Here is a 25656-nt window from a genome sequence, read left to right on the forward strand (position 1 = left end):
TGCGCGGCGCGAGAAAATTGCATGCCTGGAGTTACCGAACAATGCCCGCCTATCGCTCCCGCACCTCTACCCACGGCCGCAACATGGCGGGCGCGCGCAGCCTGTGGCGCGCCACGGGGATGAAGGATGGCGATTTCGGCAAGCCGATCGTCGCCGTGGTAAACTCGTTCACGCAGTTCGTGCCGGGCCACGTCCACCTCAAGGACCTGGGCCAGATGGTGGCGCGCGAGATCGAGGCCGCGGGCGGCGTTGCCAAGGAATTCAATACCATCGCGGTGGATGATGGCATCGCCATGGGCCACGACGGCATGCTCTATTCGCTGCCGAGCCGCGATCTGATCGCCGATAGCGTGGAATACATGGTCAACGCGCACTGCGCCGACGCCATGGTGTGCATCTCCAACTGCGACAAGATCACGCCGGGCATGCTGATGGCGGCGATGCGCATCAACATTCCCGTGGTGTTCGTTTCGGGCGGGCCGATGGAAGCCGGCAAGGTGGTGCTGCGTGGCAAGGAACACGCGCTCGACCTGGTCGACGCCATGGTCGTGGCCGCCGATGACAACTATACCGACGAGGAAGTGGCCGATATCGAGCGTTCGGCTTGCCCCACGTGCGGCTCGTGCTCGGGCATGTTCACCGCCAATTCGATGAACTGCCTGACCGAAGCGCTCGGCCTGTCCTTGCCCGGCAATGGCTCAACCCTCGCCACCCACGCCGATCGCCAGCGCCTGTTCCTGGAAGCAGGTCGCCTGGCGGTGGACCTGTGCAAGCGCTATTACGAAGAGGGTGACGAGAGCACCCTGCCGCGCTCGATCGCCAACTTCCGCGCGTTCGAAAACGCGATGAGCCTCGACATCGCCATGGGCGGTTCGACCAACACCGTCCTGCACCTGTTGGCCGCCGCGCACGAGGCCGGGGTCGATTTCACTATGGCCGATATCGATCGCCTGTCGCGCCGGGTGCCGGTGCTATCCAAGGTGGCGCCCGCCAAGAACGACGTGCACATGGAAGACGTGCACCGCGCTGGCGGGATCATGGCCATTCTGGGCGAACTGGACCGCGCCGGGCTGCTGCATACCGATACGCCGACGGTGCACGCCCGCACCATGGCCGATGCGCTGGCGCAGTGGGACGTGGCGCGCACCAATGCGCCCTCGGTACAGGAATTCTATCGCGCCGCCCCTGGCGGCGTGCCCACGCAGACCGCGTTCAGCCAGAACCGCCGCTGGGCTGAGCTGGACCTCGACCGCGAAAACGGCGTGATCCGCAGCGCGACCCATGCCTTTAGCCAGGATGGCGGGCTGGCCGTGCTGGCCGGCAACATCGCCGCCGATGGCTGCATCGTGAAGACGGCGGGCGTGGATGAAAGCATCCTCACGTTCACCGGCCCGGCGAAGGTCTATGAAAGCCAGGACGCTGCAGTAACCGCGATCCTCACTGGCCAGGTGGTGGAAGGCGATGTGGTGCTGATCCGCTATGAAGGGCCGAAGGGGGGGCCTGGCATGCAGGAAATGCTCTATCCCACCAGCTATCTGAAGTCCAAGGGCCTGGGCAAGGCCTGCGCCCTGGTGACGGACGGGCGCTTTTCGGGCGGCAGTTCGGGCCTGTCGATCGGCCACGTCTCGCCTGAGGCGGCCGAGGGTGGGGCGATCGGCCTGGTGGAAACCGGTGACCTGATCGCCATCGACATTCCTGGCCGCAAGATCGACGTGCTGGTGTCGGCCGATGAACTTGCCCGCCGCCGCGCCGCGATGGAGGCCAAGGGCGCCGATGCCTGGCAGCCAGCCAAGCCGCGCGCGCGCAAGGTTTCGGTGGCGTTGCAGGCCTATGCCGCGATGACCACGAGTGCGGCACGCGGTGCGGTGCGCGACCTGGCGCAGTTGAAGCGGAGCTGATGCTGCGCGCGGCCGCCCTGCTGCCGCTGCTGGCGCTGGCTGCCTGCGGGCAGGGCGCCGGCTCTGCGCCGGAACGGCCGATGGTCACCATCGAATGCGCCACCGATGGCGCCACTGCCTTTGCGCGCGATTGCAAGGTGGAGCCGGTGGTGGAGCAGGGCCGGCACCTGTTGGTCGTGCACCATCCCGCTGGCGGATTTCGCCGCCTGCTCAAGGTTGATGACGGGCGCGGCGTGGTGACTGCCGATGGCGTGGTGCCCGCCCAGGTGGCGTGGCTCGCCGATGGCCGGCTGGAGGTGACGGTGGGCAACGATCGCTATCGCTTTCCCGCCAAAGTGAAGGCCGACGCCCCGGCCAGTGCCCCGGCTGGACCCGATGTTCCCGCCAAGCCGTGACCCTGCGCAAATCCTCACCGTCGCGCAGATGCGCGCCGCCGAAGATGCCCTGATCGCCGCTGGAACCGATGTCCATGCGCTGATGCAGCGCGCCGGGCGCGGCGCCGGGGAATGGGTGCGCCGGGTGGCGGCCGGGCGGCGCGTGACGGTGCTGTGCGGGCCGGGCAACAACGGCGGCGATGGTTATGTCATCGCGCACTATCTGGCCGAGGCGGGCTTGCGTGTGTGCGTGATCGCGCCCAGGCCGCCCGCCACCCCGGCGGCGCAGCGGGCGCGGGCGCTGTATGCCGGCACCGTTGTGGAAAGCGCGGCTGACGGGCTGGGCGGCGTGCTGGTCGATTGCCTGTTCGGTAGCGGGTTGACCCGGCCACTGGACGATGCATCGGCGGCGATGCTGGCGGATCTGGCCGCGCGGCACGCCTATCGCATCGCGATCGATGTGCCCAGCGGCGTGGCGAGCGATAGCGGCGAATGCCTCAATCCCGGTCTGCCCGATTGGCATCTGACCGTGGCCTTGGGCGCATGGAAGCATGCCCACTATGCGATGCCGGCTTGCCCCACGATGGGCGCGTTGCGGCTGGTGGATATCGGCGTTAGCGCGGTGCCCGGCGCGGCGCATGTGTTGCCGCGGCCGCTATTGGCAGCGCCGGCGGCCGATGCGCACAAGTATCGCCGGGGCTTGCTGGGCATCGTGGCCGGTGCCATGCCCGGCGCGGCGCTTCTGGCGGCCACGGCCGCGCTGCGCGGTGGGGCGGGCTATGTTCAGGTCTTGGCGGGCGAAAGCGCGCTATCCGGGCCGCCGCCGGAACTGGTGGTGCGTGACACTGCCGAGCAAGCGGCGCTGGCAACGGCGTTGGACGATGATCGCTTTGCCGCGTTGCTGGTGGGGCCGGGGCTGGGCCGTGATGACGTAGCGCGGGCACGCCTGGCTGCAGCGCTTGGAGTAGGCCGGCCCATGGTGATTGATGCCGATGCGCTGGTCTTGCTGGCGCCGGCGATGCTGCGGGGAACACCCTTGGTGTTGACCCCGCATGATGGAGAGATGCAGGTTTTGGAACGCAATTTTGGACTTTCCGGCACGGGTGACCGGCGCGCGCGCGCCGTGGCACTGGCGCAAGCCGCCCGCGCTGTGGTGATTCTCAAGGGACCGGACAGTGTGATCGCCGCGCCCGATGGCGCTGTGACGGTGGCGCCGCGCGCGTCGTCGTGGCTGTCGGTGGCCGGCAGCGGCGATGTGCTGGCTGGCACCGTTGCCAGCCGCCTGGCCGTGCTGCGCGATCCGCATCGCGCCGCGCAGGAAGGGCTGTGGCTCCATGGCGAAGCAGCGCGCTTGGCCGGCCCGGCCTTCACCAGTGGCGATCTGGCCCATGCCATCGCCGGTGCAATGCAACAGGTGCTGGCATGAGCGCGGCACCGATCGTGCGCGTGGCCGCCAAGGGTGAGGGCGCCACGGCCGATGGCCGCTATGTCGCGCTCTCTGCCCCCGGTGACATGCTGGAGGCCGATGGCACGCTGACCTGGGGGCCCAACCATGTCGAGCCGCCCTGCCGGCATTTTCCGGCCTGCGGTGGCTGCCAGCTGCAGCATCTTTCCGAAGCCGCGCTGACCGATTTCGTCGGCAGCCGGGTGATCGGTGCGGCCAAGGGGCAGGAACTGGACCCCGGCACGCCCGAGCCCACCCACCTTTCGCCGCCGCGCACCCGCCGCCGCGCCACCCTGCATGCGCAGGCGATCGGCCGCCGCGTGGTGCTGGGCTTTCGCGAGGGTGGCAGCCACAAGACCATCGACATGCGCGAATGCCACGTCATTGCGCCCGAGTTGATGGCGCTGGTGGCCCCGCTGCGCACGCTGCTGGAAAGCTGGCAGGATCGTAAGCTGGCGGTAGACGTGGAACTGACGCTGGCCGATCAGGGCGTGGCCGTGGGCTTTTCCGGCCTGGTCGCTGATAACCTGGCGCGGACCGAGGCGTTGCTCGATTTCGCCCGCGATCACCGCCTGGCGCGGCTGACGATCGATACCGGCTATGGCCCGGAAACCACGTGGGAGCCTGATCCGGCGACGATCACCCTGGGTGGCACCGCCGTGGGCATTCCGCCGGGTGCATTCCTGCAGGCCACGGCCGATGGCGAAGCGGCGCTTGTCGCCGTCGCGCAGGGCTGGCTGGCCGGCGCCAGCACCGTGGCGGATCTCTTTGCCGGGTTGGGCACCTTTGCCTTTGCTTTGGCCGGGCCGGGTACAAAGGTGCTGGCGGTGGAAGCCGCGCGCGATGCGCATCTGGCCTGCCAGGCGGCGGCGCGCAGCCAGGGCCGCCCGGTGCATGCGCTGCACCGCGATCTGTTCCGCAATCCGCTGCGGGCCGAAGAACTGAACCGCTTCGCTGCCGTGCTGCTCGATCCGCCGCGCGCCGGCGCGCGCGAGCAGGTGGGGCAGATCGCGGAATCAACCGTGGCGCGGGTGGTCTATATCAGCTGCAACCCGGCCAGCTGGGCCCGTGATGCGGCAACGCTGGTGGCGGCTGGCTATCGCCTGGAAGGGCTCAAGGCTGTGGGCCAGTTCCGCTGGTCCACCCATGTCGAACTGGCGAGCCTGTTCGTGCGCGCAGGTGCCTGATCAGGGCCGGCGCAACCCACAGCCTTTCCCGGCGATATCCATGGATTGTGCGCAGGTTATCCACAGGTCTGCGCACAGGGGCTCAGCGTGACCGGGTGAGCACGATCAGGCGGTAATAGCCAAAGGCGCCGGTATGGGTCTGGCAAGACAGTCCCTGCCGCGCGGCGATGTCCTGGGCCAGCTTGGCCAGTTCGGTGCGCGGCGTGACATGAAAGCGCGTCAGCCAGGCATGCAGCAGGCGGCGCAGCGGACCGGGCAGGCCGGCGGCATCGTGGAAATCGACGATGTGCAGCGATCCGCCCGGCGCCAGCAGGGTGGCGGCATGGGCCACGGTTTGCTGCCACGGCGGGATCATCGAGAGCGCAAACGAAATGACCACGCGATCGAACCGCGCCGTGCCGAGCAGCGCAGCCGGGTCAAAAGCGCCCGCATCGGCCAGTGCCAGGCGCGCGCCATCACCCAGCCGCGCCTGTGCGGCCCCGAGCATCTCGCGTGAGATATCGATGCCGAACAGGCGCATGCCGGGCCAGCGCCGCGCGATCATCGCCAGGTTGCGCCCGGTGCCGCAGCCCAGTTCCAGCACGCGGGCGCCGGGCGCAGCGTCCAGCCCGCGGATCAGGCGATCGCGGCCGAACAGGTAATATTTGCGCGTGATGTCATAGATGCGCACCTGGCGGCGGTAGATCGCATCCATCAGCACGCCATGCTCGCGGGCTTGCCCGGCCAGCATCGTCATGCGCGCAGTTCGTAAAGGTGGACGCCGCCATAGATCGACGAGCGATCACGCGCGGTAAAGCCGGCGCTGGCCTGCGCATAATAGGTCCAGCGATCGAGCAGGTCGGGCGCCACGCGTCCCGGCAGCAGCGTGGGTTGGGCGGCGGTGCGGAACAGCACGCGGGCGCCGGGCCGGGCAGTGCGGGTGATCTGCTGCCACAGCGCGTTGAGCTGGGCATCGGTCATCCAGTCCTGCGCATCGAGCAGGACATAGCGATCGCGCGAGGCATCGGGCAGCGTGGCGAGATGCTCGGTGAAATTGGCGTGAAGCACGGTCACGCGGCCGGCACGGGCACGCACGGCGTCCCAGTTCCCGGCCTGGAGATAGGGCGGCAGGGGCCCATCACCATCGCGGGCATAGCCGCGGGCGAAGGCTTGCCAGGCGAAATAGTTGTCCTCCACCGGGAAATCGCAGGCCAGCTTTTCCAGGCGGCGGCGCAGCACCTGGGCCATGGGCTGGTCTCCCGCCAAGGCATCGAACTGCGCCGGGGGAATGCCCAGGCCAAACAGCGCGGCGGGCTGGTCGGTCAGCCAGCGCACGAAGCGCTTGTCGAACACCGGGGCCAGTTCGCGCTCGAACACGGCGCGCTGCGCCTCTTGCGTGGGGGCGGCCAGGATTTGCGCCAGGTCGATGCGATAAAGCTTGGCCAGCAGATGCGCCACGCCGATGAAGTTGCCCAGCAGCCCGCGCTTGTAGATGCCCTTGGAAAAGCCGCCGATGCGGCGCCGGCCGATCAGGTCGCGTCCTTCCCAATAGCGGCGCGTCGGCTCATCGAGCATGGGCGCAAGGTGCGCGCGATAGGCCGCGATGTTGGCCGGGCTATCCGCCTGAGCGAAAAAGCGGTGGAAGGCGGCATGGTCGGGCAGGCCTTGTGCTGCGGCCAGTTTCAGCTTGTTGAGCGCGATATGCGCGGTGTTGAGATCGACCGCCGTAATGCTTTCGGGATCGGCCACCAGATAGGACAGCACGTTGCACCCGCCGCTGGCGATCGCCACCACGCGGCTGTCGGGTCGGATCTGCAGGGCGTCCATGTCGACGTCCGGGTCTTCCCAGATCTGCGCATAGACCAGCCCGCGAAACGCCAGAGCAAAAGCATGATCGAGCAGGCGGTGGGCAACACCGGCGCCCTTGCGCACGACAGAGCGGGTGATCGGGTTGCCGGCGCCGGGTTGGCCCCGGTGGCGTTGCAGTTCCATGGTCAGTGTCTTTCCCATTCGTATGGATAGGCACCGGTTTAAGGCAGCGGCGTTGCGGTAATATGGCAAACCCGGTGGCGTACCGGGTTTCGCCCCGGTTGTGTTGCCCGCAATAGGACTTGGGTTTGTCATGTGCTTGCCCTATGGGGCCTGCCCATGATGGGTCTGCCCTGTGCCGGGCAGGCCGAATGCCCCCTGTTTTCTCGAATTATGGAGTGACCATGGCTCAGGTTCTTGTGATTGGCGCCGGCGGCGTCGGCTCGGTCGCGGTCCACAAGATGGCGATGAATGCCGATATCTTCACCGGCATCGCGCTCGCCAGCCGCACGAAGAGCAAGTGCGACGCGATTGCCGCATCGGTGAAGGAACGCACCGGTGTTGACGTGGCCACCTATCAGATCGACGCAGACGATGTGGCCGCTACCACCGCGCTGATCAACCAGGTGAAGCCCATGCTGGTGGTCAACCTGGCACTGCCGTACCAGGATCTCACGATCATGGACGCGTGCCTGGCGGCCGGCGTGCACTATATGGACACCGCCAACTACGAACCGCGCGAAGAAGCCAAGTTCGAATATAAGTGGCAGTGGGCCTATCAGGAACGCTTCAAGGAAAAGGGCCTGATGGCGCTGCTCGGTTCGGGCTTTGACCCGGGCGTGACCTCGGTGTTTGCCGGCTGGCTCAAGAAGCACAAGCTCGACACGATTCGCACGCTCGACATTCTCGATTGCAACGGCGGCGATCATGGCCAGGCCTTTGCCACCAACTTCAACCCGGAAATCAACATCCGCGAAGTGACGGCCCCGGCGCGCCAATGGCTGAATGGCGAATGGGTGGAAACCCCGGCGCTGACCATCCGCCAGCAGTTCGATTTCGAGGCCGTCGGCCCCAAGAACATGTACCTCATGTATCATGAGGAAATCGAAAGCCTGAAGACGCACCTGCCCGAAATCGAGCGCATCCGTTTCTGGATGACGTTTGGCGACGCCTATATCACGCACCTCACCGTGCTGCAGAACGTGGGCATGACGCGCATCGATCCGGTGATCTATGAAGGCAAGGAAATCATTCCCTTGCAGTTCCTCAAGGCCGTACTGCCCGAACCGGCGTCGCTGGGCGCCACCACCAAGGGCAAGACCAACATCGGTGACATTGCCACCGGCATCAAGGACGGCGTTGAAAAGACGTTCTACATCTACAACATCTGCGACCATGAAGACGCCTTTGCCGAAACCGGCAACCAGGCGATCAGCTACACCACTGGTGTTCCGGCGATGATCGGCGCGGCGCTGATGGTGCAGGGCCTGTGGAAGGGCGAGGGCGTGTTCAACATCGAACAGCTCGATCCCGATCCGTTCATGGACATGCTCAACCAGCATGGCCTGCCCTGGCAGGTGAAGGAACTGGCAGGCCCACTGCAGTTTTGATTGGGTTCCGGGGTCTGGTTTAGACCTCCACCACCCCCCGACCCCCTCCTCTGAAGAGGAGGGGGAGTAAGACCCACATAGCCCCCTCCTCTTCAGAGGAGGGGGTTGGGGGTGGTGGAAGCCACCCGCACACCACAGAAAGGCCGCACCTTCATGGAAACCAGAGCCGGTGACCCGGGCGCCTTCGCCCATTTCGATCTGTCGCGTGTCGACAGCCCAGCTTTCGTCGTCGATGTGCAGGCCCTGCGGCGCAATCTGGCGACCCTGGCTGACATTCGCGATCGGGCCGGGATAAAGGTTCTGGCTGCGCTAAAGGCCTTTTCGATGTGGCAGGTGGCGCCCGTGGTGGGCGAATACCTCGATGGCGTGTGCACCTCGGGCCTGTGGGAGGCCAAGCTGGCGGCCGAGCACTACCAGGGCGAGATCGCGACTTATTGCGCGGCCTACAAGGCGGAAGACCTGGCCGAAATCTGCGCGCTTTCGGATCACGTGATTTTCAATTCGCCGTTCCAGATCGCGCGCTTTGCCCCGGTGCTGGCGCAGGCGCGCGCTGATGGCCAGGCGTTCGACGTGGGCCTGCGGATCAATCCGCTGCACCAGGAAGGCGAAGTGCCGCGCTATGATCCGTGCGCGCCGCATTCGCGCCTGGGCTTTCCTGTGGACCAGTTGCAGCCAGAGCATCTCGGGGGCGTGTCCGGCCTGCATTTCCACACCCTGTGCGAGCAGGATTTCGAGCCGCTGCGCCGCACGTGGGAAGCGCTGCTGCCGCGCATCGCGCCGTTCCTGGGCCAGCTCAAGTGGTTGAACTTTGGCGGCGGCCACCATGTGACCCGCGCGGATTACCAGCGCGATGACCTGGTGGCCTTCCTGCGCGAGGTGAAGGCCCAGACCGGGTGCGAGATCTATCTCGAGCCCGGTGAGGCCGTGGCGCTCGACGCCGGCATCCTGGTGGGCACCGTGCTCGATCGCCATTGGAACGGCATGGACATTGCGATCACCGACATTTCGGCCACGTGCCACATGCCCGACGTGATCGAGGCACCCTATCGTCCGGCAATGCTGGGCGAGCTGCCGATCGACGAATACGAGGATGGCGCCGGCGATGCTCCGGTGCGGCTGGGCGGGCCATCGTGCCTGGCGGGGGACGTGATCGGCGACTATCGCCTGCCGGTTCCGGCCGAGCCGGGCGTGCGTTTCGCGTTCCTGGATCAGGCGCATTATTCGATGGTCAAGACGACCACGTTCAACGGTGTGCCGCTGCCCTCGATCTGGTTGTGGGACAGCGGGGCGGACACGCTCAAGCTGGTACGCCGGTTTGCCTATGAAGATTTCCGCGACCGGCTGAGCTAACCGGAAAATATCTCTTTAAAACAGTCTTTTGCCCGCTCTCGTCGAGGTGCTATCTGCGCCCGGACGGGGCGGGGGTGCGCCAGTCCGAGGCTGGCACTGTGACAGATTTGTGAAAGGGGGATTTTTTCGCTTGAAGTTCCCCCCCTGAGCCTTATTTAGCGCTTCCTCGCTGCCCCATGGGGACTTCCAAACCGCAAGGCAGCTTTCGTTCCACGTTCCGTTTGGGGGTCCCTTGAGTTGCACATTCATCCTGATGCACGGGCTGTAGTTCGCGCCACCGCGCCTGACCAACCCGCCATTTTGAACCGCCCGCATGCAGCAGCGCGCGCAGCCCGCTTCTTTGTTGAGAAGTTTCCGGGCAAGTCGCTCTATGCTGTCAAAGCGAACCCCTCTCCTGACCTCCTGCGCATCCTCTGGGACGCTGGTGTCACGCACTATGACGTAGCCTCGATCACCGAGGTCAAGCTGGTGCGCGCCACGCTGCCGCAAGCTACGCTGTGCTTCATGCACCCGGTCAAGGCGCCGCGCGCCATTGCCGAGGCCTATCACGTCCATGGCGTGCGCACGTTCAGCCTCGACTCGCTCGACGAATTGGAAAAAATCCGGGAAGCGACCAATGGCGCCACCGATCTCACGCTCTGCGTGCGCTTGCGCGTATCGTCCGAGCATTCGGAACTGAGCCTGGCGTCGAAGTTCGGCGTCGACCTGGTCGATGCGCGTGAACTGCTGCAGCAGACCCGCCAGTTGGCCGATTGCCTGGGCGTGTGCTTCCACGTGGGCAGCCAGGCGATGAGCCCGCATGCCTATGTGCTGGCGCTGGAAAAGGCCCGTGCCGCGATCGTCGATGCCGCCGTGACGGTGGACATCATCGACGTGGGCGGGGGCTTCCCGTCGGTCTATCCGGGCATGGAGCCGCCGCCGCTCGAAGACTACTTCGCGCTGATCGACCGTACCTACGAATCGCTGCCGGTGTCCTATTCGGCCGAACTGTGGTGCGAGCCGGGCCGTGCGTTGTGCGCGGAATACAACTCGATCATCGTGCGCGTCGAAAAGCGTCGCGAGAACGAGCTGTTCATCAACGACGGCGCCTATGGTGCGCTGTTCGATGCTGCACACGTGGGCTGGCGCTTTCCTGTGCGCCTGCTGCGCGAAGCCGACAACGATGCTGCTGGTAGTGTCGAGGCGCAGGACTTCAGCTTCTATGGCCCGACCTGCGACGACATGGACTTCATGGAAGGGCCGTTCCCGCTGCCCGGCGATGTCCGTGCCGGCGACTATATCGAGATCGGTATGCTCGGTGCCTATGGCGCGGCGATGAAGACCGCGTTCAATGGCTTTGAAGCGGTGGAAACTTATACCGTGGCGGATGAGCCGATGGCCAGCCAGTACAACGGCAGCCGTCGCCACCTGCGCACCGGCGACAACGTGGTTTCGCTGCGCTGAAAATATGAAACCGGCGGACTGCGGTCCGCCGGTTCATTTTTGCGTCATGTTGCAATCGATATAATTCGTCCACATCCCGAGTCCAATCGGGTCGCAATCCAGAAAAAAGGCCCCGTCGATCGCATCGGCGGGGCCTTTTTTGTTGTGCAGTATGGGGCGTTGCGGCCCGTGCTGCATGGCGGCCGAAACCGCCACGCAGCCGTGGTCATCAGAACTTGATGCCAGCCGTAACGCGCATGTAGCGGCCCATCACAGCGTCGTAGTAACGGGTGGAAACCGAACTTCCGAGGCCATACGGGAAGGGCACGCTGCGGTTGAACACGTTGTTCACGTTGAAGCGCAGGCTGAAACGGTCGTTGACGTTGAAGCCGAGTGCGCTGTTAAACAGCACATAGGCGCCCACGCGCGGATACTGATAGACCGTGTCAGGCGAATTCACCGCAACCTTGGCCGGCCCATAATACGTGGCCTGCCACATCCAGTTGATCGACTTGGTGGCCCAGACTGCCGTTGCGGTGAAGTTGTCGGTCGGTTCGGCAACGCCGCCCACCGTCTTGGTGAAATCGCCTTCACCGATCTGGTAGTAGTGGCGGAAGGTATGCAGATAGTTCACGTCGAACAGCAGTGCACCGGCCGACGAAGGCAGGCCGAGGCGGGTAAGTGGGAGGTCCCACTTGGCCGAGGTCTGCAGGGCGCGGAACACTTCCAGACCGATGTTGTAGTTGCCTTCGGCAAAGCTGGTGACCTGGCCGGCAGCATTGCGCGTGAACGTGCTGCAATACGGGCTGCTACCCGAGGCCGAATCGTAGCACGCGTTCATCAGATCGGTCAGGCTGAGCGTGGCGATCTCGTTCTTGAGCTTGATGTTCACGTAGTCCGACGTGACAGTCAGGCCTGGCAGGAAGCTGGGCTGGAACACGCCACCCACGGTCCAGCTGTTCGCCACTTCGTTGCGCAGGCCGGGGTTGCCGCCCGACGTACCCTGAGCGGTGTAATCCACAACGTTGGAGGTGAAGTTGGCGGGAATGCCGGCGGCAGCGCAGTTGGCGGCACGGCGCGTCGGGTTGGGCCCCTGGTTGATGTAGCGCGCGTCGCAAGGGTCGTTGCCGGTGTCGAAGATCGAGCCGACCGGTGCAAACAGTTCGGTGATCGACGGCGCGCGGAACGAGCGGGTGTAGTTGCCGCGCAGCGTCAGGGCCTTGACCGGCGCGTAGGTGGCGCCACCGGTATAGGTCCAGAAACCGCCGGCGATGCTGTTCTTCACATAGCGGCCCGCCCCGTTGACTTCGAGGCGATAGACGGCCGGCACCGCATTATCGGGTGAGATAAAGGGCAGGCTGATTTCGCCGAACGCTTCGTTGGTATTGTAGCTGCCCGCCACCGGATCGATCGGAATCGAGTTGCCGTACTGCGTGCGCGTGCCATCGCCATTGTCCTGGCCGTAATAGAACGCACCCGGATCGAAACGCGCGCTTTCATAGCGGTGCTCGTAACCCAGCACGAACTTGGCAAAGCCGCCCGGCAGCTTGACCAGATCGCCCTTGATGTCGGCGATGATGTCGGACTGCTTGTTGATCTGGCGGGTGGTGGCCTGCGTGGTGACGTAGTCGAGCGCTGCCTTGCTGGCGTTGCCATTGCCAAAGACGTTCAGCGGCGCACAAGTGGAGCTGAACGTAGCAATCGCGGCGTTGGTATAGCCCGGGCGGCAAATGATGTTGCCGCTGCCATCGGTGGTGGCATCGAGCGCATTGAAGAAGTTCTGCGTGACGATCTCGCGCGAGGTCGTGCGCGAAATGGTCCGGCCATAGGTGCCGTTGATTTCCCACGTGAACTTGCGTTCGCCAGCCTCGATATCGCCCGTCACGCCGCCCACGAAGCGCAGCAGGTCGCTGCTCGTGCGGAACGAGCCGGTGGACAGGTCGGTATTGGCACGCGACATGTAGAACTGGCTCGGGTCAGCCCCGGCGGCGGTCAGGTTGTTGATGATCGTCGCGCGGTCGGCGGCGCTCAGGAACGGGTTGGCCGTGCTCAGGATGAGGTTGCCGTTGGTGTCACCGGCATTGCCGAAACCGGCATAGTTGTAGAACGGCTGACCCGCGGTGTTCGACGCATAGTTGCGGCTGAACCACACTTCACCGTTGAAGCGGATGCTGTCGCTGATGTCATAGTGGGCCAGCAGCGTGCCCTGATAGCGTTCAGAGGCCACCAGGAAGTTGCTGTAGTCGCCGATGGCAAAGCCGTCGCCACCCGCCTGATAGATGGAGCTGCCGGTACGCTGCCCGTTCTGGAACGGCACCAGTTGCCCGGCGCGGTTGAACACCAGCGCCTGACCGGCTGCATTGGTGATTGCCGAAACGGGGGTCGTGCCCAAGATCGGGTAGTAATCCTCGACCATCGGCATGCCGGTGTTGGTGAACACGTTGTAGTGACGGCCGCCGCCATAGAGCTGGTACGCATAGCTCGCCGGCTTGACTGAGGTGCCGAAGAACGACGCCGAGCCGCCGTAGGTCGTCGGACGCTGCGCGCCGGTGATGCCGTTCTGGTTGTCGTAATAGAAGTTGGCAGTGATGTTGCCACGGCCGTCGGCAAAGTTCTTCCCGGCCAGCACCGAGAAGTTGTAGTCCTGACCGTCGCCATACTTCGACAGGCCGTAGGAGCCATTGGCTTCGACGCCGTCGTAGTTCTTCTTCAACAGGATGTTGACGGTACCGGCGATCGCGTCGGAGCCATAGATCGGTGCCCCGCCGACCGAGACGACTTCGATGCGGTCAACCAGGCTCGGCGCGATCTGGCCGAGGTCCACCGGGCTACCGGCGACGGCGCCGAAGATCGAGGTGGTCGCCGGGCTGACGAAGCGCATGCCGTTGACGAGGGTGAGCGTGCGCTGCGAACCCAGGTTATAGAGGTTGGCAAAGGTCTGGCCGGCGCCGAAGCTGCCCTGGTCACCGGCGACGCTGTTGCCTGGAACGCCGAAGCCCGGCAGCTGCTGCAGCGCCTGGCCCACGTTGGTATAGCCGCGCTGCTCGATCAGGTCGCTGCCGAGCGTGGCCACGGGCTGGTCGGTGATCGGCGCGCGGGTGATGCGCGAACCGGTGACGACGATTTCGGCGTCGGATGCGTCGGCCGGTGCAGCCTGTTCCGCCGAGGCGGGGGCCGCGTCGGTGGATTGTGCGTGCGCCACGCCGGCCAGGGTCAGAGGAACAAGGAATGACGCCGTAGCTGCCAAGGCACGCATGCGGCGCTGCGAAAAAGTAGTCGCGGCCATAAAGCCCCCGTTTGTTGCAAGTGCGACCAAACTTGCGTGCGAGGTATCAAAACGCAACTGTTTTGCGCCAATTCGATCAATGGCTTGTCCGGGTGTTGCAGCCAGGTTACACCCTGGCCTTTGGGGCAATACTGCTGCATTCGTTCGCAACAGACGGCATCGCTCGCGCGCTGCAACGCACGTGGCTAACCCTTGGTTCCCGCCCTTTTTCGCATGATCGATTTCGGCAATCTTTGTGACCGGATAAATCTGTTTCCGCCAAACCGCGAATTGCGGAAAGACACACCCTGAACTCGTGATGAAGGGGAAGTGTATTTGCAATGCCGGGATGACATGATCTGAAATCCACGAAATTGCTGTTTCTAACCCGTCATCAGGCATTTTGCCTGATGGTCGCGTTCGTTCTGTTGGTCTGAATATATTCGGAAACAATTCGTGCCGCACGCCATCGCGTTTGCGGCAGCGCCTATGCTTGTCTTATCAAAACGCAGGAGATTGTTGCAATGCGTCATATTCATCGCTCGCTGGGCGCTTTGTGTCTGGCGATGATTGCCCCTTGGGGCACATCGCTGGCTCATGCCGAAGCAACCGCTCCTGCTGGGGCTGCGCCTGTGGCCATGGCTGCCAGCGACACGGCCACCACCAACAAGGACTGGTGGCCGGCTCGCCTCGACCTGTCGCCGCTGCGCCAGAATGACGTGAAATCGAATCCCTATGGCGCCGATTTCGATTATGCCGCTGCGTTCAAGACGCTCGATCTGGCGGCGGTGAAGGCTGATATCGCCAAGGTGCTGACCACGTCTCAGCCGTGGTGGCCGGCCGACTATGGCAATTACGGCCCGTTCTTCATCCGCATGGCCTGGCACAGCGCCGGCACCTATCGCACGGTCGATGGTCGTGGCGGATCGGCCGGCGGCGAACAGCGCTTTGATCCGCAGAATTCCTGGCCAGATAACGCCAACCTCGACAAGGCGCGCCGCCTGCTCTGGCCGATCAAGCAGAAGTATGGCCGCAAGATCTCGTGGGGCGATCTCATGGTGCTGACCGGCAACGTCGCGCTGGAGCAGATGGGCTTCAAGACCCTGGGCTTTGCCGGTGGCCGCGTCGATGCGTGGGAGCCGGACATGGTTTTCTGGGGCAGCGAGAAGAAGTGGCTCGACGGGGCGAACAGCCGTATCGGCGCCAATGGCCAGCTCAAGGGCCCGCTCGCTGCCGTGCAGATGGGCCTGATCTATGTGAACCCCGAAGGCCCGGGCGGCAATCCTGATCCGATCGCAGCAGCGGCCGATATCCGCCGCGCCTTTGGCCGCATGGCGATGAATGACGAGGAAACCGTGGCGCTGATCGCCGGCGGCCACACCTTTGGCAAGGCGCACGGCGCGCACAAGCCCGACGAGTGCACTGGCCCGCAGCCGGCAGCCGGCCCGGTGGAAGACCAGGGTTTCGGGTGGAAGAACAAGTGCGGCAAGGGCAACGCCGAAGACACCGTGACGAGCGGCTTGGAAGGCGCATGGTCGGCCAATCCGATCGCGTTCACCACGCAGTATCTCGACAACCTGTTCGGGTTTGACTGGGTGCTCACCACCAGCCCGGCTGGCGCCAAGCAGTGGACGCCCAAGAACGCCAAGGACGTGCAGATCGTGCCCGATGCGCACCTGGCTGGCGTGACCCATGCACCGATGATGTTCACCACCGATATCGCGGTTAAGGAAGACCCTAGCTTTCGCGCGATTGCGCTCAAGTTCCGCAAGGACCCGCAGGCGTTTGCCGATGCCTTTGCCCGCGCCTGGTTCAAGCTGACCCACCGCGACATGGGCCCCAAGGGCCGCTACATCGGCCCTGACGTGCCGGCGCAATCGTTCCTGTGGCAGGACCCGCTGCCCAAGGCCGATTACGCCATGATCGATGCCGGTGACATCGCCAAGCTCAAGGCGCAAATCCTGGCGAGCGGGCTGGGGCAGCGCGAACTGATCCGCGCCGCCTGGGCTTCGGCCAGCACGTTCCGCAGCACCGATATGCGGGGCGGCGCCAATGGTGCGCGCATTCGCCTGAACCCCGAAAAGGCCTGGGCGGTCAACGATCCGGCCGAGCTTGACGCGGTGCTGGCCAAGCTGGCGGCAATCCAGGCCGGCTTCAACAAGACCGCGCCGGGCGGCAAGAAGGTGAGCTTGGCCGATCTGATCGTGCTGGGTGGCAATGCGGCGGTGGAACAGGCCGCGGCCAAGGGCGGCGTCACGCTGGCGCTGCCGTTCACGCCAGGCCGTGTCGATGCCACCCAGGCGCAGACCGACCCGGCCAGCTTTGCCGTGCTCGAACCCGTGGCCGATCCGTTCCGCAACTATTACGATGCCCCGTCAAACTGGCAGGGCCCGGCCGAAGCCATGGTGGACAAAGCCGACATGCTGGGCCTGAGCGTGCCGGAAATGACTGTGCTGCTGGGCGGGATGCGCGCGCTTGACGCCAATACCGGCCATTCGGCCAATGGCGTGCTCACTGCCAAGCCGGGCACGTTGAGCAATGATTTCTTCGTCAACCTGCTCGACATGGGCACGGTGTGGAAGAAGTCTGACAAGGCAGCGGGCCTCTATGAAGGCAGCGACCGTGCCAGCGGCAAGCCGCGCTGGACCGCCACCACGGTGGACCTGATCTTTGGCTCCAATTCCGAACTGCGCGCCGTGGCCGAAGCCTATGCCATGGACGATGCCAAGGAACAGTTCGTGCGCGATTTCGGCGCGGCCTGGACCAAGGTGATGAACGCAGATCGGTTCTGATATGGGTGGAGGTGGGGGCTGGGCTGGTGCCTGGTTTCCACCATCCCCAAACCCCATCCGCTGAAGAGGATGGGGCTTAAAGAAATAGGCCCCCGGATTGCGGTCCGGGGGCCTTTTTCTGTGTTTGCGGATGAAAGCGTCAGGCGGCCTGGCGCTGCGACATTTCCAGTTCAAGCCGTTCCCAGATTTCCACCAGGGCCTGCGTCAGGTCGCGCATCATTGCCTCGGTGTGGGCCGGGCCGGGGGTGAAGCGCAGGCGCTCGGTTCCGCGTGGCACAGTGGGGAAATTGATCGGCTGCACATAGACGCCGTATTCCGCGAGGAGGATGTCCGACACCTTCTTGGCGCGCACCGGATCGCCGACCATCAGCGGGACGATGTGCGTGGTGCTGTCCATCACCGGCAGGCCGGCATCGCGGAACAGCTGCTTGAGCGTGGCGGCAGCGGCCTGCTGGGCGTTGCGTTCGTCGCTCGATGCCTTGAGGTGGCGAACCGAGGCGAGCACGCCGGCCACGAGCACCGGCGAGAGCGAAGTGGTGAAGATGAAGCCCGGAGCGTAGGAGCGGATCACGTCGATGATCCGGCTGTCGGCCGCGATATAGCCGCCCATCACGCCAAAGGCCTTGCCCAGCGTGCCCTCGATGATGTCGATGCGGTGGGCCGCGTTGTCGCGGTCGGTGATGCCGCCACCGCGCGGGCCATACATGCCCACGGCGTGGACTTCATCGATGTAGGTGAGGGCGTTGTACTTGTCCGCCAGGTCGCAGATCGCGTGGATCGGGGCGACATCGCCGTCCATCGAATAGACGCTTTCAAACGCGATCAGCTTGGGCAGGGCGGGATCGGTTTCCGCCAGAAGCTGTTCCAGATGCTCCAGGTCGTTATGACGGAACACGCGCTTTTCCGCGCCGGAATTGCGAATGCCGGCAATCATGCTGGCATGGTTGAGCTCGTCGGAAAAGATCACGCAGCCCGGCAGAACCTTGGCCAGCGTGGACAGCGTTGCGTCGTTCGAGACATAGCCCGAGGTGAACAGCAGCGCGCCCTGCTTGCCATGGAGATCGGCCAACTCGTTTTCGAGATCGACGTGATAGTGGGTGTTGCCGCCAATGTTGCGGGTGCCGCCAGAGCCAGCACCGACATCGTGCAGCGCTTCTTCCATGGCGGCGATCACCTTGGGGTGCTGCCCCATGGCGAGATAATCGTTGGAGCACCACACCGTGATCGGCTTGGGTCCGTTGTGGCCGGCAAAGCAGCGCGCGTTGGGATAGGCGCCCTTGTTGCGCAGGATGTCGATGAAAACGCGATAACGACCTTCGGAGTGCAGGCGATCGATGGCAGCATCAAAAATCTGGTCGTAGTTCACTGCTTGCTGCTCCTTCGTTCCTGCAGCTGACCGGCTGGGCCCGGATTGCCTCGCGATGAAGCACTGCCAGGCAGCCGCGTCTTTGTCTTATCGCAACAAAATCCCATCCTGCGGTGAATGCACGGGTTGGATAATGCCACATCGTTGTTGTGCGCCCGCCACCTCTCTCCCAAAAGGCGTTTGTCGCGGGTTGCCAGGTGCTTCTACTCCCCGCGGTAAAGTCTTGCCAAGTGACTTTTGCGGTTTGAGTGATCGAAGCGATTGCACTTTAGGTCAATGCGGCAAAATGCCCCAGGCGGCGCGGCGCAACGCTCAAGCCTTGCCCACCTGGTCAAGGCCGTGTGCCGCCAGCGTGGGCGCCAGTTCGGCCACGGCATCGTCAAGGCGGGTGAACAGCGCAAGGTCGGGCACGCTGCGGGCAAATTCCTGGCCCTGGGTAAGGAACGCGATGCGCCGCGCGATGCCGTCAGAGCCGTCGATGAAGCGTACGCCAGGCCCGAAGGCGCGGCCCAGCTCCTGCTCCACCAGGGGGAAATGCGTGCAGGCCAGCACCACGGTATCGATCTGGGCGCCGCCCGGCTGTTCGCGCAGGGCCTGCGCTGCTGCGGCAAACACAGCGGGATCAACCGCATGGCCCCGCAATTGCGCCTCTGCTGCGGCAACCAGTTCGGGCGCCCCGTGCCGCAGCAGGCGCTTGTCGGCGGCAAATTCTGCTTCCAGCCGATCGACATAGCCCTGGCGGATGGTGGCCTGCGTGCCGAGCAGGCCGATCACGCCAGTATGCGTCATCGCGGCGGCCGGCTTGATCGCCGGCACCGTGCCCACGATCGGCACCTCCAGCACTTCGCGCACCGAAGCCAGCGCAATGGTGGAGGCCGTGTTGCAGGCAATGCATACCAGGCGCGGACGCAGCCGTTCGGTCAGGCGGCCGAGCAGGCCCGATACCCGCGCCGCGATCTGTGCCTCGGTCTTGGTGCCATAGGGCAGGCCCGCATTATCAGCCACATAGATCACCGGCGCCTGGGGCAGCACCTGCCGCAGCTTGGCCAGCACCGAAAGCCCGCCGACGCCGGAATCGAACATCAGGATCGGCGCGTCGGCCGGCGGCATGGCTGGATCGGAAGTGGTGGCGGCAGCGGTCATGGCCGCGCTTGTAGCGATAACGGTGGTAAAAAGGGAGGGCATGGCACCTTTCGATTGTGCGCAACCACGGCTAAGAGCGGCGGCGTGACCCATGACCTTGCCCTTCCGGCCTGCATCCTGGCCTATCTGCTCGGCGCGATTCCCTTCGGCCTGATCCTCACCCGATTGACCGGGGCGGGTGATCTGCGCGCGATTGGGTCGGGCAATATCGGCGCCACCAATGTCTTGCGCACCGGGCGCAAGGGGCTGGCGGCCAGCACGCTGCTGCTCGATCTGCTCAAGGGCAGCGTGGCGGTGTGGCTGGCCCGCGCCTATGCCCCCGGCACCGAGGCGCTGGTCGCGCTGGCGGCGGTGATCGGGCACTGCTTCCCGCTGTGGCTGCGCTTCAAGGGCGGCAAGGGCGTGGCGACCACCATGGGCGTGGCACTGGGCCTCGGCTGGCCGATCGGGCTGGCTTATGCCGTGGTGTGGCTGGGCATGCTGGCGCTGGTGCGGATTTCCTCGGTCGGCGGCATGTCCGCCGTGGTGGTGGCGCCGCTGGCTGCGCTCGCCATCGGGCGCAGCGATTATGCGCTGGTCCTGGCCGTGATCGCCGCGCTGGTGATCTTTTTGCACCGGGCCAATATCGCCCGCCTGCTGGCAGGAACCGAGCCGAAGATCGGCGGCAAGAAGAACACCGGCGGGGACGCCGCCTGATGGCCAGCGCGGACGAAGCTGCGGCGCCGCCGCTTTCGTCCGACGAGGCGCTGGCCCGGCTGCGGCTGCTGCGCTCACCCAACGTGGGGCCGGTTTCCTATTACCAGTTGCTGCGCCGCTTTGGCAGCGCCGGCGCTGCGGTGGAGGCTTTGCCCAGCCTGGCGGCGCGGGGCGGGGCGCCCTATCGCCCGGCCGATGCGGCGCGCATCGCGGCAGAGGCGGCCAGGGTGCGCGCGCTGGGTGGGCGTTATCTCTTTCATGATTCGCCGCACTATCCCGCGCTGCTGGCGCAGACCGACACGCCGCCACCGATCCTGACGATGCAGGGTGATGCAGCGTTGCTGGCGCGGCCGGCGGTGGCGCTGGTGGGCGCGCGCAATGCTTCAGCCGGGGCAATGCGGCTGGCCCGTGAATTCGGTGCCGCGCTGGCAGCGGCCGGCTTTGCCGTGGTTTCCGGGCTGGCGCGCGGAGTGGATGGCGCCGCGCACCAGGGCTCCTTGCTGCCCGATGTGGCGGCGGGTGGCGGCGGCACGATTGGCGTGATTGCTGGCGGGCTCGACAGCATCTATCCGCCCGAACATGCCGCGTTGCAGGCCCAGATCGTGGCGCAGGGCGTGCTGCTGGCAGAAATGCCGCCTGGCACCGAACCGCAGGCCCGCCATTTTCCCCGGCGCAACCGCATTATCGCCGGGCTGTGCGCCGGCACGGTGGTGGTGGAAGCCGCGCCCAAGTCCGGCTCGCTGATCACCGCGCGGCTGGCGGCAGAAGCGGGGCGGGAGATCATGGCCATTCCGGGCTCCCCCCTCGACAGCCGCAGCCAGGGCTGCAACCAGTTGATCCGCGAGGGCGCGATCCTGGTACAGAGCCCGGCCGACGTGATCGAACTGCTCGAAAGCTTTACCGGCACGCCGCGCTCCACGTTTCACGAAGCAGCCGCGCCCGTGGCGCTCGACAGCGCGCCGGCCGACGATGCGCCGGCCGATATCGTCGCGCTGCTCGGCACCGCGCCGGTTGGCGTGGATGAACTGGTGCGGCTGAGCGGCGCGCCGGCCGGATCGGTGCAACTGGCGCTGATCGAACTGGAACTGGCCGGGCGCCTGCTGCGCCATGCCGGGGGGAGGGTGTCGCTTGCCTGAGCGCCTGCCTGAACGCACGCCTGAACCGTCGCTGAAAATCGGGGGCTTGACGCCACCGTCCAACCGCCCCCACCCTCATACGCACGTATACGCGTAAGGACGTTTTGCCAGTCGCCATGCAGCTTGTCATTGTAGAATCCCCGGCCAAGGCCAAGACCATCGAGAAGTACCTTGGCCCCGGCTACAAGGTCCTGGCCTCTTACGGCCATATCCGCGACCTGCCGGTCAAGGACGGGTCCGTGCGCCCGGACGAAGACTTCGCCATGGATTGGGAGCTGTACGGCGACAAGCAATCGCGCGTGAAGGCGATCACCGACGCCGCCAAGGAGGCCGACGGCCTGATCCTGGCGACTGACCCTGATCGCGAAGGCGAGGCTATTTCCTGGCACGTGCGCGAACTCCTGGCCAAGCGCCGCGCGCTGCCCAAGAATGTCTCGCGCGTGACGTTTAACGCCATCACCAAGCCGGCGGTAACCTCGGCGATGAAGGCGCCGCGCGAGCTGGACCAGGATCTGATCGATGCCTATCTGGCGCGCCGCGCGCTGGATTACCTGTTCGGCTTCACGCTGTCGCCGGTGCTGTGGCGCAAGCTGCCCGGCGCCAAGTCGGCCGGGCGCGTGCAGTCGGTGGCGCTGCGCCTGATCGTGGAGCGCGAGCGCGAGATCGAGACGTTCAAGGCGCAGGAATACTGGTCTGTCGCCGCGCGGATGGAGCACGATGGCACGCCGTTCGTGGCGCGCCTCGTCAAGTTTGACGGCAACAAGGTCGATCGCCTGTCGCTGGGCGACGAAGGCAGCGCGCTGGCGGCCAAGGCGGCGGTGGAAGCGGGCACGTTCCGCGTCGAAGAGGTGGATGTGCGGCCCACGCGGCGCAATCCCTCGCCGCCGTTCACCACCTCTACGCTGCAACAGGAAGCGGCGCGCAAGCTGGGCTTTTCGGCCAGCCACACCATGCGCGTGGCACAGACGCTGTATGAAGCGGGCGCCATCACCTATATGCGTACCGATGGCGTACAGATGGACCCCAGCGCCATCGACGCCGCGCGCCGGGCAATCTCCGACCGCTATAACGGGCACTTCCTGCCCGAAAAGCCGCGCCACTATGAAACCAAGGCCAAGAACGCCCAGGAAGCGCACGAGGCGATCCGCCCGACCGATTTCACCCGCGATCACTATGGCAGCGGTGATGAGGCGCGGCTCTACAACCTGATCTGGAAGCGCGCGCTGGCCAGCCAGATGGCCTCTGCCGCGATCGAGCGCACGACCGTGACCCTGCGCGAAGGCACCGGCAAGCACGAGCTGCGCGCCACCGGCCAGGTGATCAAGTTCCCCGGGTTCCTGGCCGTCTATGAAGAAGGCCGCGACCAGAAGGCCGACGGCGACGACGAGGACGGCAACCTGCTGCCGATGCTCAACAAGGGCGATTGCCCGGTCAAGCACGGCGTTGACGCCACGCAGCACTTCACCCAGCCGCCCCCGCGCTATTCCGAAGCCAGCCTGGTCAAGCGGCTGGAAGAGCTGGGTATCGGCCGCCCGTCGACGTATGCCGCCACGCTGCAGGTTCTCAAGGACCGCAACTATGTGCGGACCGAGAAGAACCGGTTCTTTGCCGAGGAAAGCGGGCGCATGCTCACCGCGTTCCTCGAGCGGTTCTTCGAGCGCTATGTCGCCTATGAATTCACCGCCGGCATGGAAGACGAGCTAGACGACGTTTCCGGTGGTCGTGCCGCCTGGAAGCAGGTGCTGGCCGAATTCTGGCGCGATTTCAAACCCAAGTCCGACGAGGTCATGGAGAAGAAGCCCAGCGAGGTTACGGCCGAGCTGGACGTGTTCCTGGAAGACTACCTCTTTCCGCCGCGCGCCGACGGGCATGACCCGCGCGAATGCCCCAAGTGCGGGGCTGGGCGGCTCTCGCTGCGCGGTGGCCGTTTCGGCGCGTTCATCGCCTGCTCCAACTATCCCGAGTGCAAGTTCACCCGCAAGTTTGCCCAGCCGGGCGGCAATGGCGAGGGTGGCGATGGCGAAGAAACCGGCCTGGGCAAAGACCCCGAGACCGGGCTTGAAGTGACGCGCCGCACCGGGCGGTTCGGGCCCTATATCCAGCTGGGCGAGGGCAAGGACGCCAAGCGCGCCTCGATCCCCAAGGATATTCCCGAGCTGGATCTGGAATGGGCGCTAAAGCTGCTGAGCCTGCCGCGCGAGGTGGGCGTGCATCCCGAAAGCGGCAAGCCGATTACGGCCGCGATCGGCCGCTATGGCCCCTATCTGGCGCACGATGGCAAGTATGCCCGCCTCAAATCGACTGCCGAGGTGTTTGACACGGGCATGAACGCGGCGGTGGTGCGCCTGGCCGAGGCGGCCAGCGGTGCGGGTGGGCGCGGCGCGCGCACGGCGGCCGAGCCGCTCAAGACCTTCGGGCCGCACCCCACCTCTGGCGGCGAAATCAAGCTGATGGCTGGGCGCTATGGCCCCTACGTCACCGATGGCACCACCAACGCCACGCTGCCGCGTGACAAGCAGCCCGAAAGCCTGACGCCTGCCGAAGCCATTGCGCTGATCGACGAACGCGCCGCCAAGGGACCGGCCAAGGGCAAGAAGAAGGCGCCAGCCAAGAAGGCTGCCGCGCCCAAGAAGGCGACTGCCAAGAAGGAACCTGCTGCGAAAAAGGCCCCGGCGCGCAAGAAGGCTGCGGCGGAATAACCCTGTGACATGGCGGGCACGACGATGCCCGCCATGTCGGCTACCGGGGGCGATAGAGCGCGTAGCGTTCCTGCCCCAGCGTGATCTCGGCAAAGCGGGTGTAGTCTTGGGCAAGCGCCTGGGCCGTGATCGTGCGTGTGGCGCGGTTGGGCAGGTAGAGGTCTTCGGGCGCGCTTTCCGACACCTGCACCACGGCGGGGCGCGTCGCCATGATGCGGCGCACTTCGGCCACCGGGTCTGCGCCGATCGCCGGGCTTTCGGTCCAGGTGTTGAGGTGGTTGGGGAAGGCAAAGCGCGTCGGCACGCAGGCGCCCACGCCCCGATAGAGCGCCGGCACGCCATCGAACTGGAAATAGCAGCCCTGGTTCACGGCGCTGCGGATCACTGCAGTGGCGCGCTGAAATTGCTGCGCCGTGCCATGGTTCTGGACAGCACCCGCCATGACCACGATGCCGCCGATCGCGCTCGCCAGGATCAGGAAGCGCCCGCTCCACCGCGCCTGCCACGGCTGGCCCGCGCGCGCCGCAGCCGCCAGGGCAGGGGCCGACAGCACGGCGAGCGGTGCCACCAATGGCCCGGCATAGTGATCATACCAGGTGCCGAACAGCAGGAAGCCCAGCACCGCTGCCCCGGCCCACAGGCTTAGCAGGCGATAGGCGAGCGCGCGGCGTTGATCATTCCACCCGGCGCGGCGCAGGGGATCGAACGCGATGCACAGCACGAACGGCGACAGGCCGGCCGACAGCTTGAGCAACCGGCGCCAGCTGGGCGCGCCATCGGGCAGGCGTTCCAGTACCGAGGTGAAATTGGCGAAGACGAAGGCGTGCGCCTGGTCGATCGCGGCATAGCTGCCCAGCACCAGCACGGTTGGCGCCAGGGCGATGGCGCACCACACCAGTGCTGCGCCGGCCAGGCGGGGGAGGGGCCAGCCTACCCTGCGGCCGAGTGCCAGCAGCATGATGCCGATCGCCAGGCCCTCGAACACGGCGGCATACTTGATCTGCAGCGCCAGGCCGATCAGCAGCATGATCACTGCGCCTTGCCGCAGCAGATCGGCGCCATCGGCGCGTTGCCATGCGCGCAACAGCAACAGCGCCGCCAGTGCCACCAACGGATTGTAGAACACGGGCGATTGACCCAGCGCGCAATTGAACGCGGGCATGGCGCAAAGATAGACCAGGCCTGCCAGCCAGGCGCCACGCGGCGAGGCCAGCTCCAGCGCCAGGCGCCGCACGACCAGCGCCGCAGCCGCCGTGCTGGCAATGCCGCATACCTGATAAGCCAGCACGGGATCGCCCGGCAGGCTCACGAACAGCCGATAGAGCGCAAAGAGGCCCAGTGGCTTGCGGTCCCAGATATCGATGAAAGGCACCGCGCCATGCGCCCAGCGATCGGCCATGAAGAGATAGAACTCTTCATCGACGTGGACGAGCGGGTTGCCCAGTAGCATCAGTCGAAAGATGAGGGCGAGGCCAAAATACTCGGC

18 protein-coding genes are annotated in these 25656 nt (G+C 65.5%); 11 read left to right on the top strand and 7 right to left on the bottom strand.

The window, feature by feature from the left end:
* The first annotated feature begins 41 nt into the window (after positions 1-41).
* From ilvD to SCA01S_RS03015, 4 genes are read left to right on the top strand one after another with little or no spacing between them, the layout of a single operon-like run.
* Complete coding sequence (ilvD, locus tag SCA01S_RS03000) at positions 42-1898, top strand: dihydroxy-acid dehydratase (protein ID WP_062782707.1); 1857 nt, start codon at positions 42-44, stop codon at positions 1896-1898.
* Complete coding sequence (locus SCA01S_RS03005; RefSeq protein WP_062782710.1) at positions 1898-2293, top strand: hypothetical protein; 396 nt, start codon at positions 1898-1900, stop codon at positions 2291-2293. Before ilvD ends, SCA01S_RS03005 begins: the two co-directional genes overlap by 1 nt.
* The gene (locus tag SCA01S_RS03010; RefSeq protein WP_062783030.1) at positions 2274-3698 is read left to right on the top strand and encodes a bifunctional ADP-dependent NAD(P)H-hydrate dehydratase/NAD(P)H-hydrate epimerase; all 1425 of its coding nucleotides are present in this window, start codon (positions 2274-2276) and stop codon (positions 3696-3698) included. Before SCA01S_RS03005 ends, SCA01S_RS03010 begins: the two co-directional genes overlap by 20 nt.
* Positions 3695-4903 (top strand): class I SAM-dependent RNA methyltransferase, encoded by a 1209-nt coding sequence (locus SCA01S_RS03015; RefSeq protein ID WP_062782713.1) that lies wholly within the window; start codon positions 3695-3697, stop codon positions 4901-4903. Before SCA01S_RS03010 ends, SCA01S_RS03015 begins: the two co-directional genes overlap by 4 nt.
* Positions 4904-4985: 82 nt before the next feature.
* On the opposite strand, the gene SCA01S_RS03020 is transcribed toward SCA01S_RS03015, so the two are convergent.
* Together SCA01S_RS03020 and SCA01S_RS03025 are read right to left on the bottom strand one after the other, a co-directional pair.
* Positions 4986-5639 (bottom strand): class I SAM-dependent methyltransferase, encoded by a 654-nt coding sequence (locus SCA01S_RS03020; protein ID WP_245652420.1) that lies wholly within the window; start codon positions 5637-5639, stop codon positions 4986-4988.
* Entirely contained in the window at positions 5636-6892 is a 1257-nt protein-coding gene (locus tag SCA01S_RS03025; RefSeq protein ID WP_233250932.1) for a BtaA family protein, read from the bottom strand. The genes SCA01S_RS03020 and SCA01S_RS03025 overlap by 4 nt, the downstream gene beginning before the upstream one ends.
* Before the next feature lie 203 nt (positions 6893-7095).
* Between SCA01S_RS03025 and SCA01S_RS03030 the strand changes: the two genes are divergently transcribed.
* The 3 genes from SCA01S_RS03030 to SCA01S_RS03040 all read left to right on the top strand — a co-directional run bounded on the left by SCA01S_RS03030 (position 7096) and on the right by SCA01S_RS03040 (position 11094).
* Positions 7096-8301, top strand: a complete 1206-nt coding sequence (locus SCA01S_RS03030; RefSeq protein WP_062782722.1) for a saccharopine dehydrogenase family protein — start codon at positions 7096-7098, stop codon at positions 8299-8301.
* A 153-nt stretch (positions 8302-8454) separates the two neighbouring features.
* Positions 8455-9651: a carboxynorspermidine decarboxylase gene (locus SCA01S_RS03035; protein WP_062782725.1), complete on the top strand. Its 1197-nt coding sequence runs from the start codon at positions 8455-8457 to the stop codon at positions 9649-9651.
* 237 nt (positions 9652-9888) lie between these two features.
* Positions 9889-11094 carry a type III PLP-dependent enzyme gene (locus tag SCA01S_RS03040; RefSeq protein ID WP_054131081.1) on the top strand — a complete coding sequence of 402 codons (1206 nt, stop codon included), beginning with the start codon at positions 9889-9891 and terminating at the stop codon, positions 11092-11094.
* Between the two features lie 33 nt (positions 11095-11127).
* Here the strand turns inward: SCA01S_RS03040 and SCA01S_RS22055 are convergent, their stop codons facing one another.
* On the bottom strand, positions 11128-11289 hold the full coding sequence (locus tag SCA01S_RS22055) for a hypothetical protein (RefSeq protein WP_157088840.1): 162 nt from the start codon (positions 11287-11289) through the stop codon (positions 11128-11130).
* Positions 11290-11302: 13 nt separating this feature from the next.
* Positions 11303-14359, bottom strand: a complete 3057-nt coding sequence (locus tag SCA01S_RS03045) for a TonB-dependent receptor domain-containing protein (RefSeq protein ID WP_245652421.1) — start codon at positions 14357-14359, stop codon at positions 11303-11305.
* 545 nt (positions 14360-14904) lie between these two features.
* On the opposite strand from SCA01S_RS03045, the gene katG reads away from it, so the two are divergent.
* Positions 14905-17130, top strand: coding sequence for a catalase/peroxidase HPI (katG, locus tag SCA01S_RS03050; RefSeq protein WP_439646868.1), 2226 nt, complete (start codon positions 14905-14907; stop codon positions 17128-17130).
* Positions 17131-17269: 139 nt separating this feature from the next.
* On the opposite strand, the gene hemA is transcribed toward katG, so the two are convergent.
* Both hemA and murI read right to left on the bottom strand, forming a co-directional pair.
* A complete protein-coding gene (gene hemA / locus SCA01S_RS03055) occupies positions 17270-18496 on the bottom strand; it encodes a 5-aminolevulinate synthase (RefSeq protein ID WP_062782731.1) in 1227 nt (408 codons plus the stop codon).
* A 312-nt stretch (positions 18497-18808) separates the two neighbouring features.
* Positions 18809-19639: a glutamate racemase gene (gene murI / locus SCA01S_RS03060; RefSeq protein WP_084390735.1), complete on the bottom strand. Its 831-nt coding sequence runs from the start codon at positions 19637-19639 to the stop codon at positions 18809-18811.
* Positions 19640-19723: 84 nt separating this feature from the next.
* Here murI and plsY point away from each other — a divergent pair, with 84 nt between their 5' ends.
* The 3 genes from plsY to topA all read left to right on the top strand — a co-directional run bounded on the left by plsY (position 19724) and on the right by topA (position 24170).
* The gene (gene plsY, locus SCA01S_RS03065; RefSeq protein ID WP_022678265.1) at positions 19724-20335 is read left to right on the top strand and encodes a glycerol-3-phosphate 1-O-acyltransferase PlsY; all 612 of its coding nucleotides are present in this window, start codon (positions 19724-19726) and stop codon (positions 20333-20335) included.
* A complete protein-coding gene (dprA, locus tag SCA01S_RS03070; RefSeq protein WP_062782734.1) occupies positions 20335-21471 on the top strand; it encodes a DNA-processing protein DprA in 1137 nt (378 codons plus the stop codon). Before plsY ends, dprA begins: the two co-directional genes overlap by 1 nt.
* Positions 21472-21587: 116 nt before the next feature.
* Positions 21588-24170 (top strand): type I DNA topoisomerase, encoded by a 2583-nt coding sequence (gene topA, locus SCA01S_RS03075; protein WP_062782737.1) that lies wholly within the window; start codon positions 21588-21590, stop codon positions 24168-24170.
* A 40-nt stretch (positions 24171-24210) separates the two neighbouring features.
* On the opposite strand, the gene SCA01S_RS03080 is transcribed toward topA, so the two are convergent.
* On the bottom strand, positions 24211-25620 hold the full coding sequence (locus SCA01S_RS03080; RefSeq protein ID WP_245652422.1) for a glycosyltransferase family 39 protein: 1410 nt from the start codon (positions 25618-25620) through the stop codon (positions 24211-24213).
* Between the last annotated feature and the right edge of the window lie 36 nt (positions 25621-25656).

The organism is Novosphingobium capsulatum NBRC 12533 (assembly GCF_001598375.1).
In the GTDB taxonomy this organism is placed as follows: Bacteria; Pseudomonadota; Alphaproteobacteria; order Sphingomonadales; family Sphingomonadaceae; genus Novosphingobium; species Novosphingobium capsulatum.

What these genes read in the sequence shown, in the direction of transcription:
- ilvD (WP_062782707.1), top strand. Translation starts at nt 42, where the DNA reads ATGCCCGCCTATCGCTCCCGCACCTCTACCCACGGCCGCAACATGGCG.
- SCA01S_RS03005 (WP_062782710.1), top strand. Translation starts at nt 1,898, where the DNA reads ATGCTGCGCGCGGCCGCCCTGCTGCCGCTGCTGGCGCTGGCTGCCTGC.
- SCA01S_RS03010 (WP_062783030.1), top strand. Translation starts at nt 2,274, where the DNA reads ATGTTCCCGCCAAGCCGTGACCCTGCGCAAATCCTCACCGTCGCGCAG.
- SCA01S_RS03015 (WP_062782713.1), top strand. Translation starts at nt 3,695, where the DNA reads ATGAGCGCGGCACCGATCGTGCGCGTGGCCGCCAAGGGTGAGGGCGCC.
- SCA01S_RS03020 (WP_245652420.1), bottom strand. Translation starts at nt 5,639, where the DNA reads ATGACGATGCTGGCCGGGCAAGCCCGCGAGCATGGCGTGCTGATGGAT.
- SCA01S_RS03025 (WP_233250932.1), bottom strand. Translation starts at nt 6,892, where the DNA reads ATGGGAAAGACACTGACCATGGAACTGCAACGCCACCGGGGCCAACCC.
- SCA01S_RS03030 (WP_062782722.1), top strand. Translation starts at nt 7,096, where the DNA reads ATGGCTCAGGTTCTTGTGATTGGCGCCGGCGGCGTCGGCTCGGTCGCG.
- SCA01S_RS03035 (WP_062782725.1), top strand. Translation starts at nt 8,455, where the DNA reads ATGGAAACCAGAGCCGGTGACCCGGGCGCCTTCGCCCATTTCGATCTG.
- SCA01S_RS03045 (WP_245652421.1), bottom strand. Translation starts at nt 14,359, where the DNA reads ATGGCCGCGACTACTTTTTCGCAGCGCCGCATGCGTGCCTTGGCAGCT.
- katG (WP_439646868.1), top strand. Translation starts at nt 14,905, where the DNA reads ATGATTGCCCCTTGGGGCACATCGCTGGCTCATGCCGAAGCAACCGCT.
- murI (WP_084390735.1), bottom strand. Translation starts at nt 19,639, where the DNA reads ATGACCGCTGCCGCCACCACTTCCGATCCAGCCATGCCGCCGGCCGAC.
- dprA (WP_062782734.1), top strand. Translation starts at nt 20,335, where the DNA reads ATGGCCAGCGCGGACGAAGCTGCGGCGCCGCCGCTTTCGTCCGACGAG.
- topA (WP_062782737.1), top strand. Translation starts at nt 21,588, where the DNA reads ATGCAGCTTGTCATTGTAGAATCCCCGGCCAAGGCCAAGACCATCGAG.
- SCA01S_RS03080 (WP_245652422.1), bottom strand. Translation starts at nt 25,620, where the DNA reads ATGCTACTGGGCAACCCGCTCGTCCACGTCGATGAAGAGTTCTATCTC.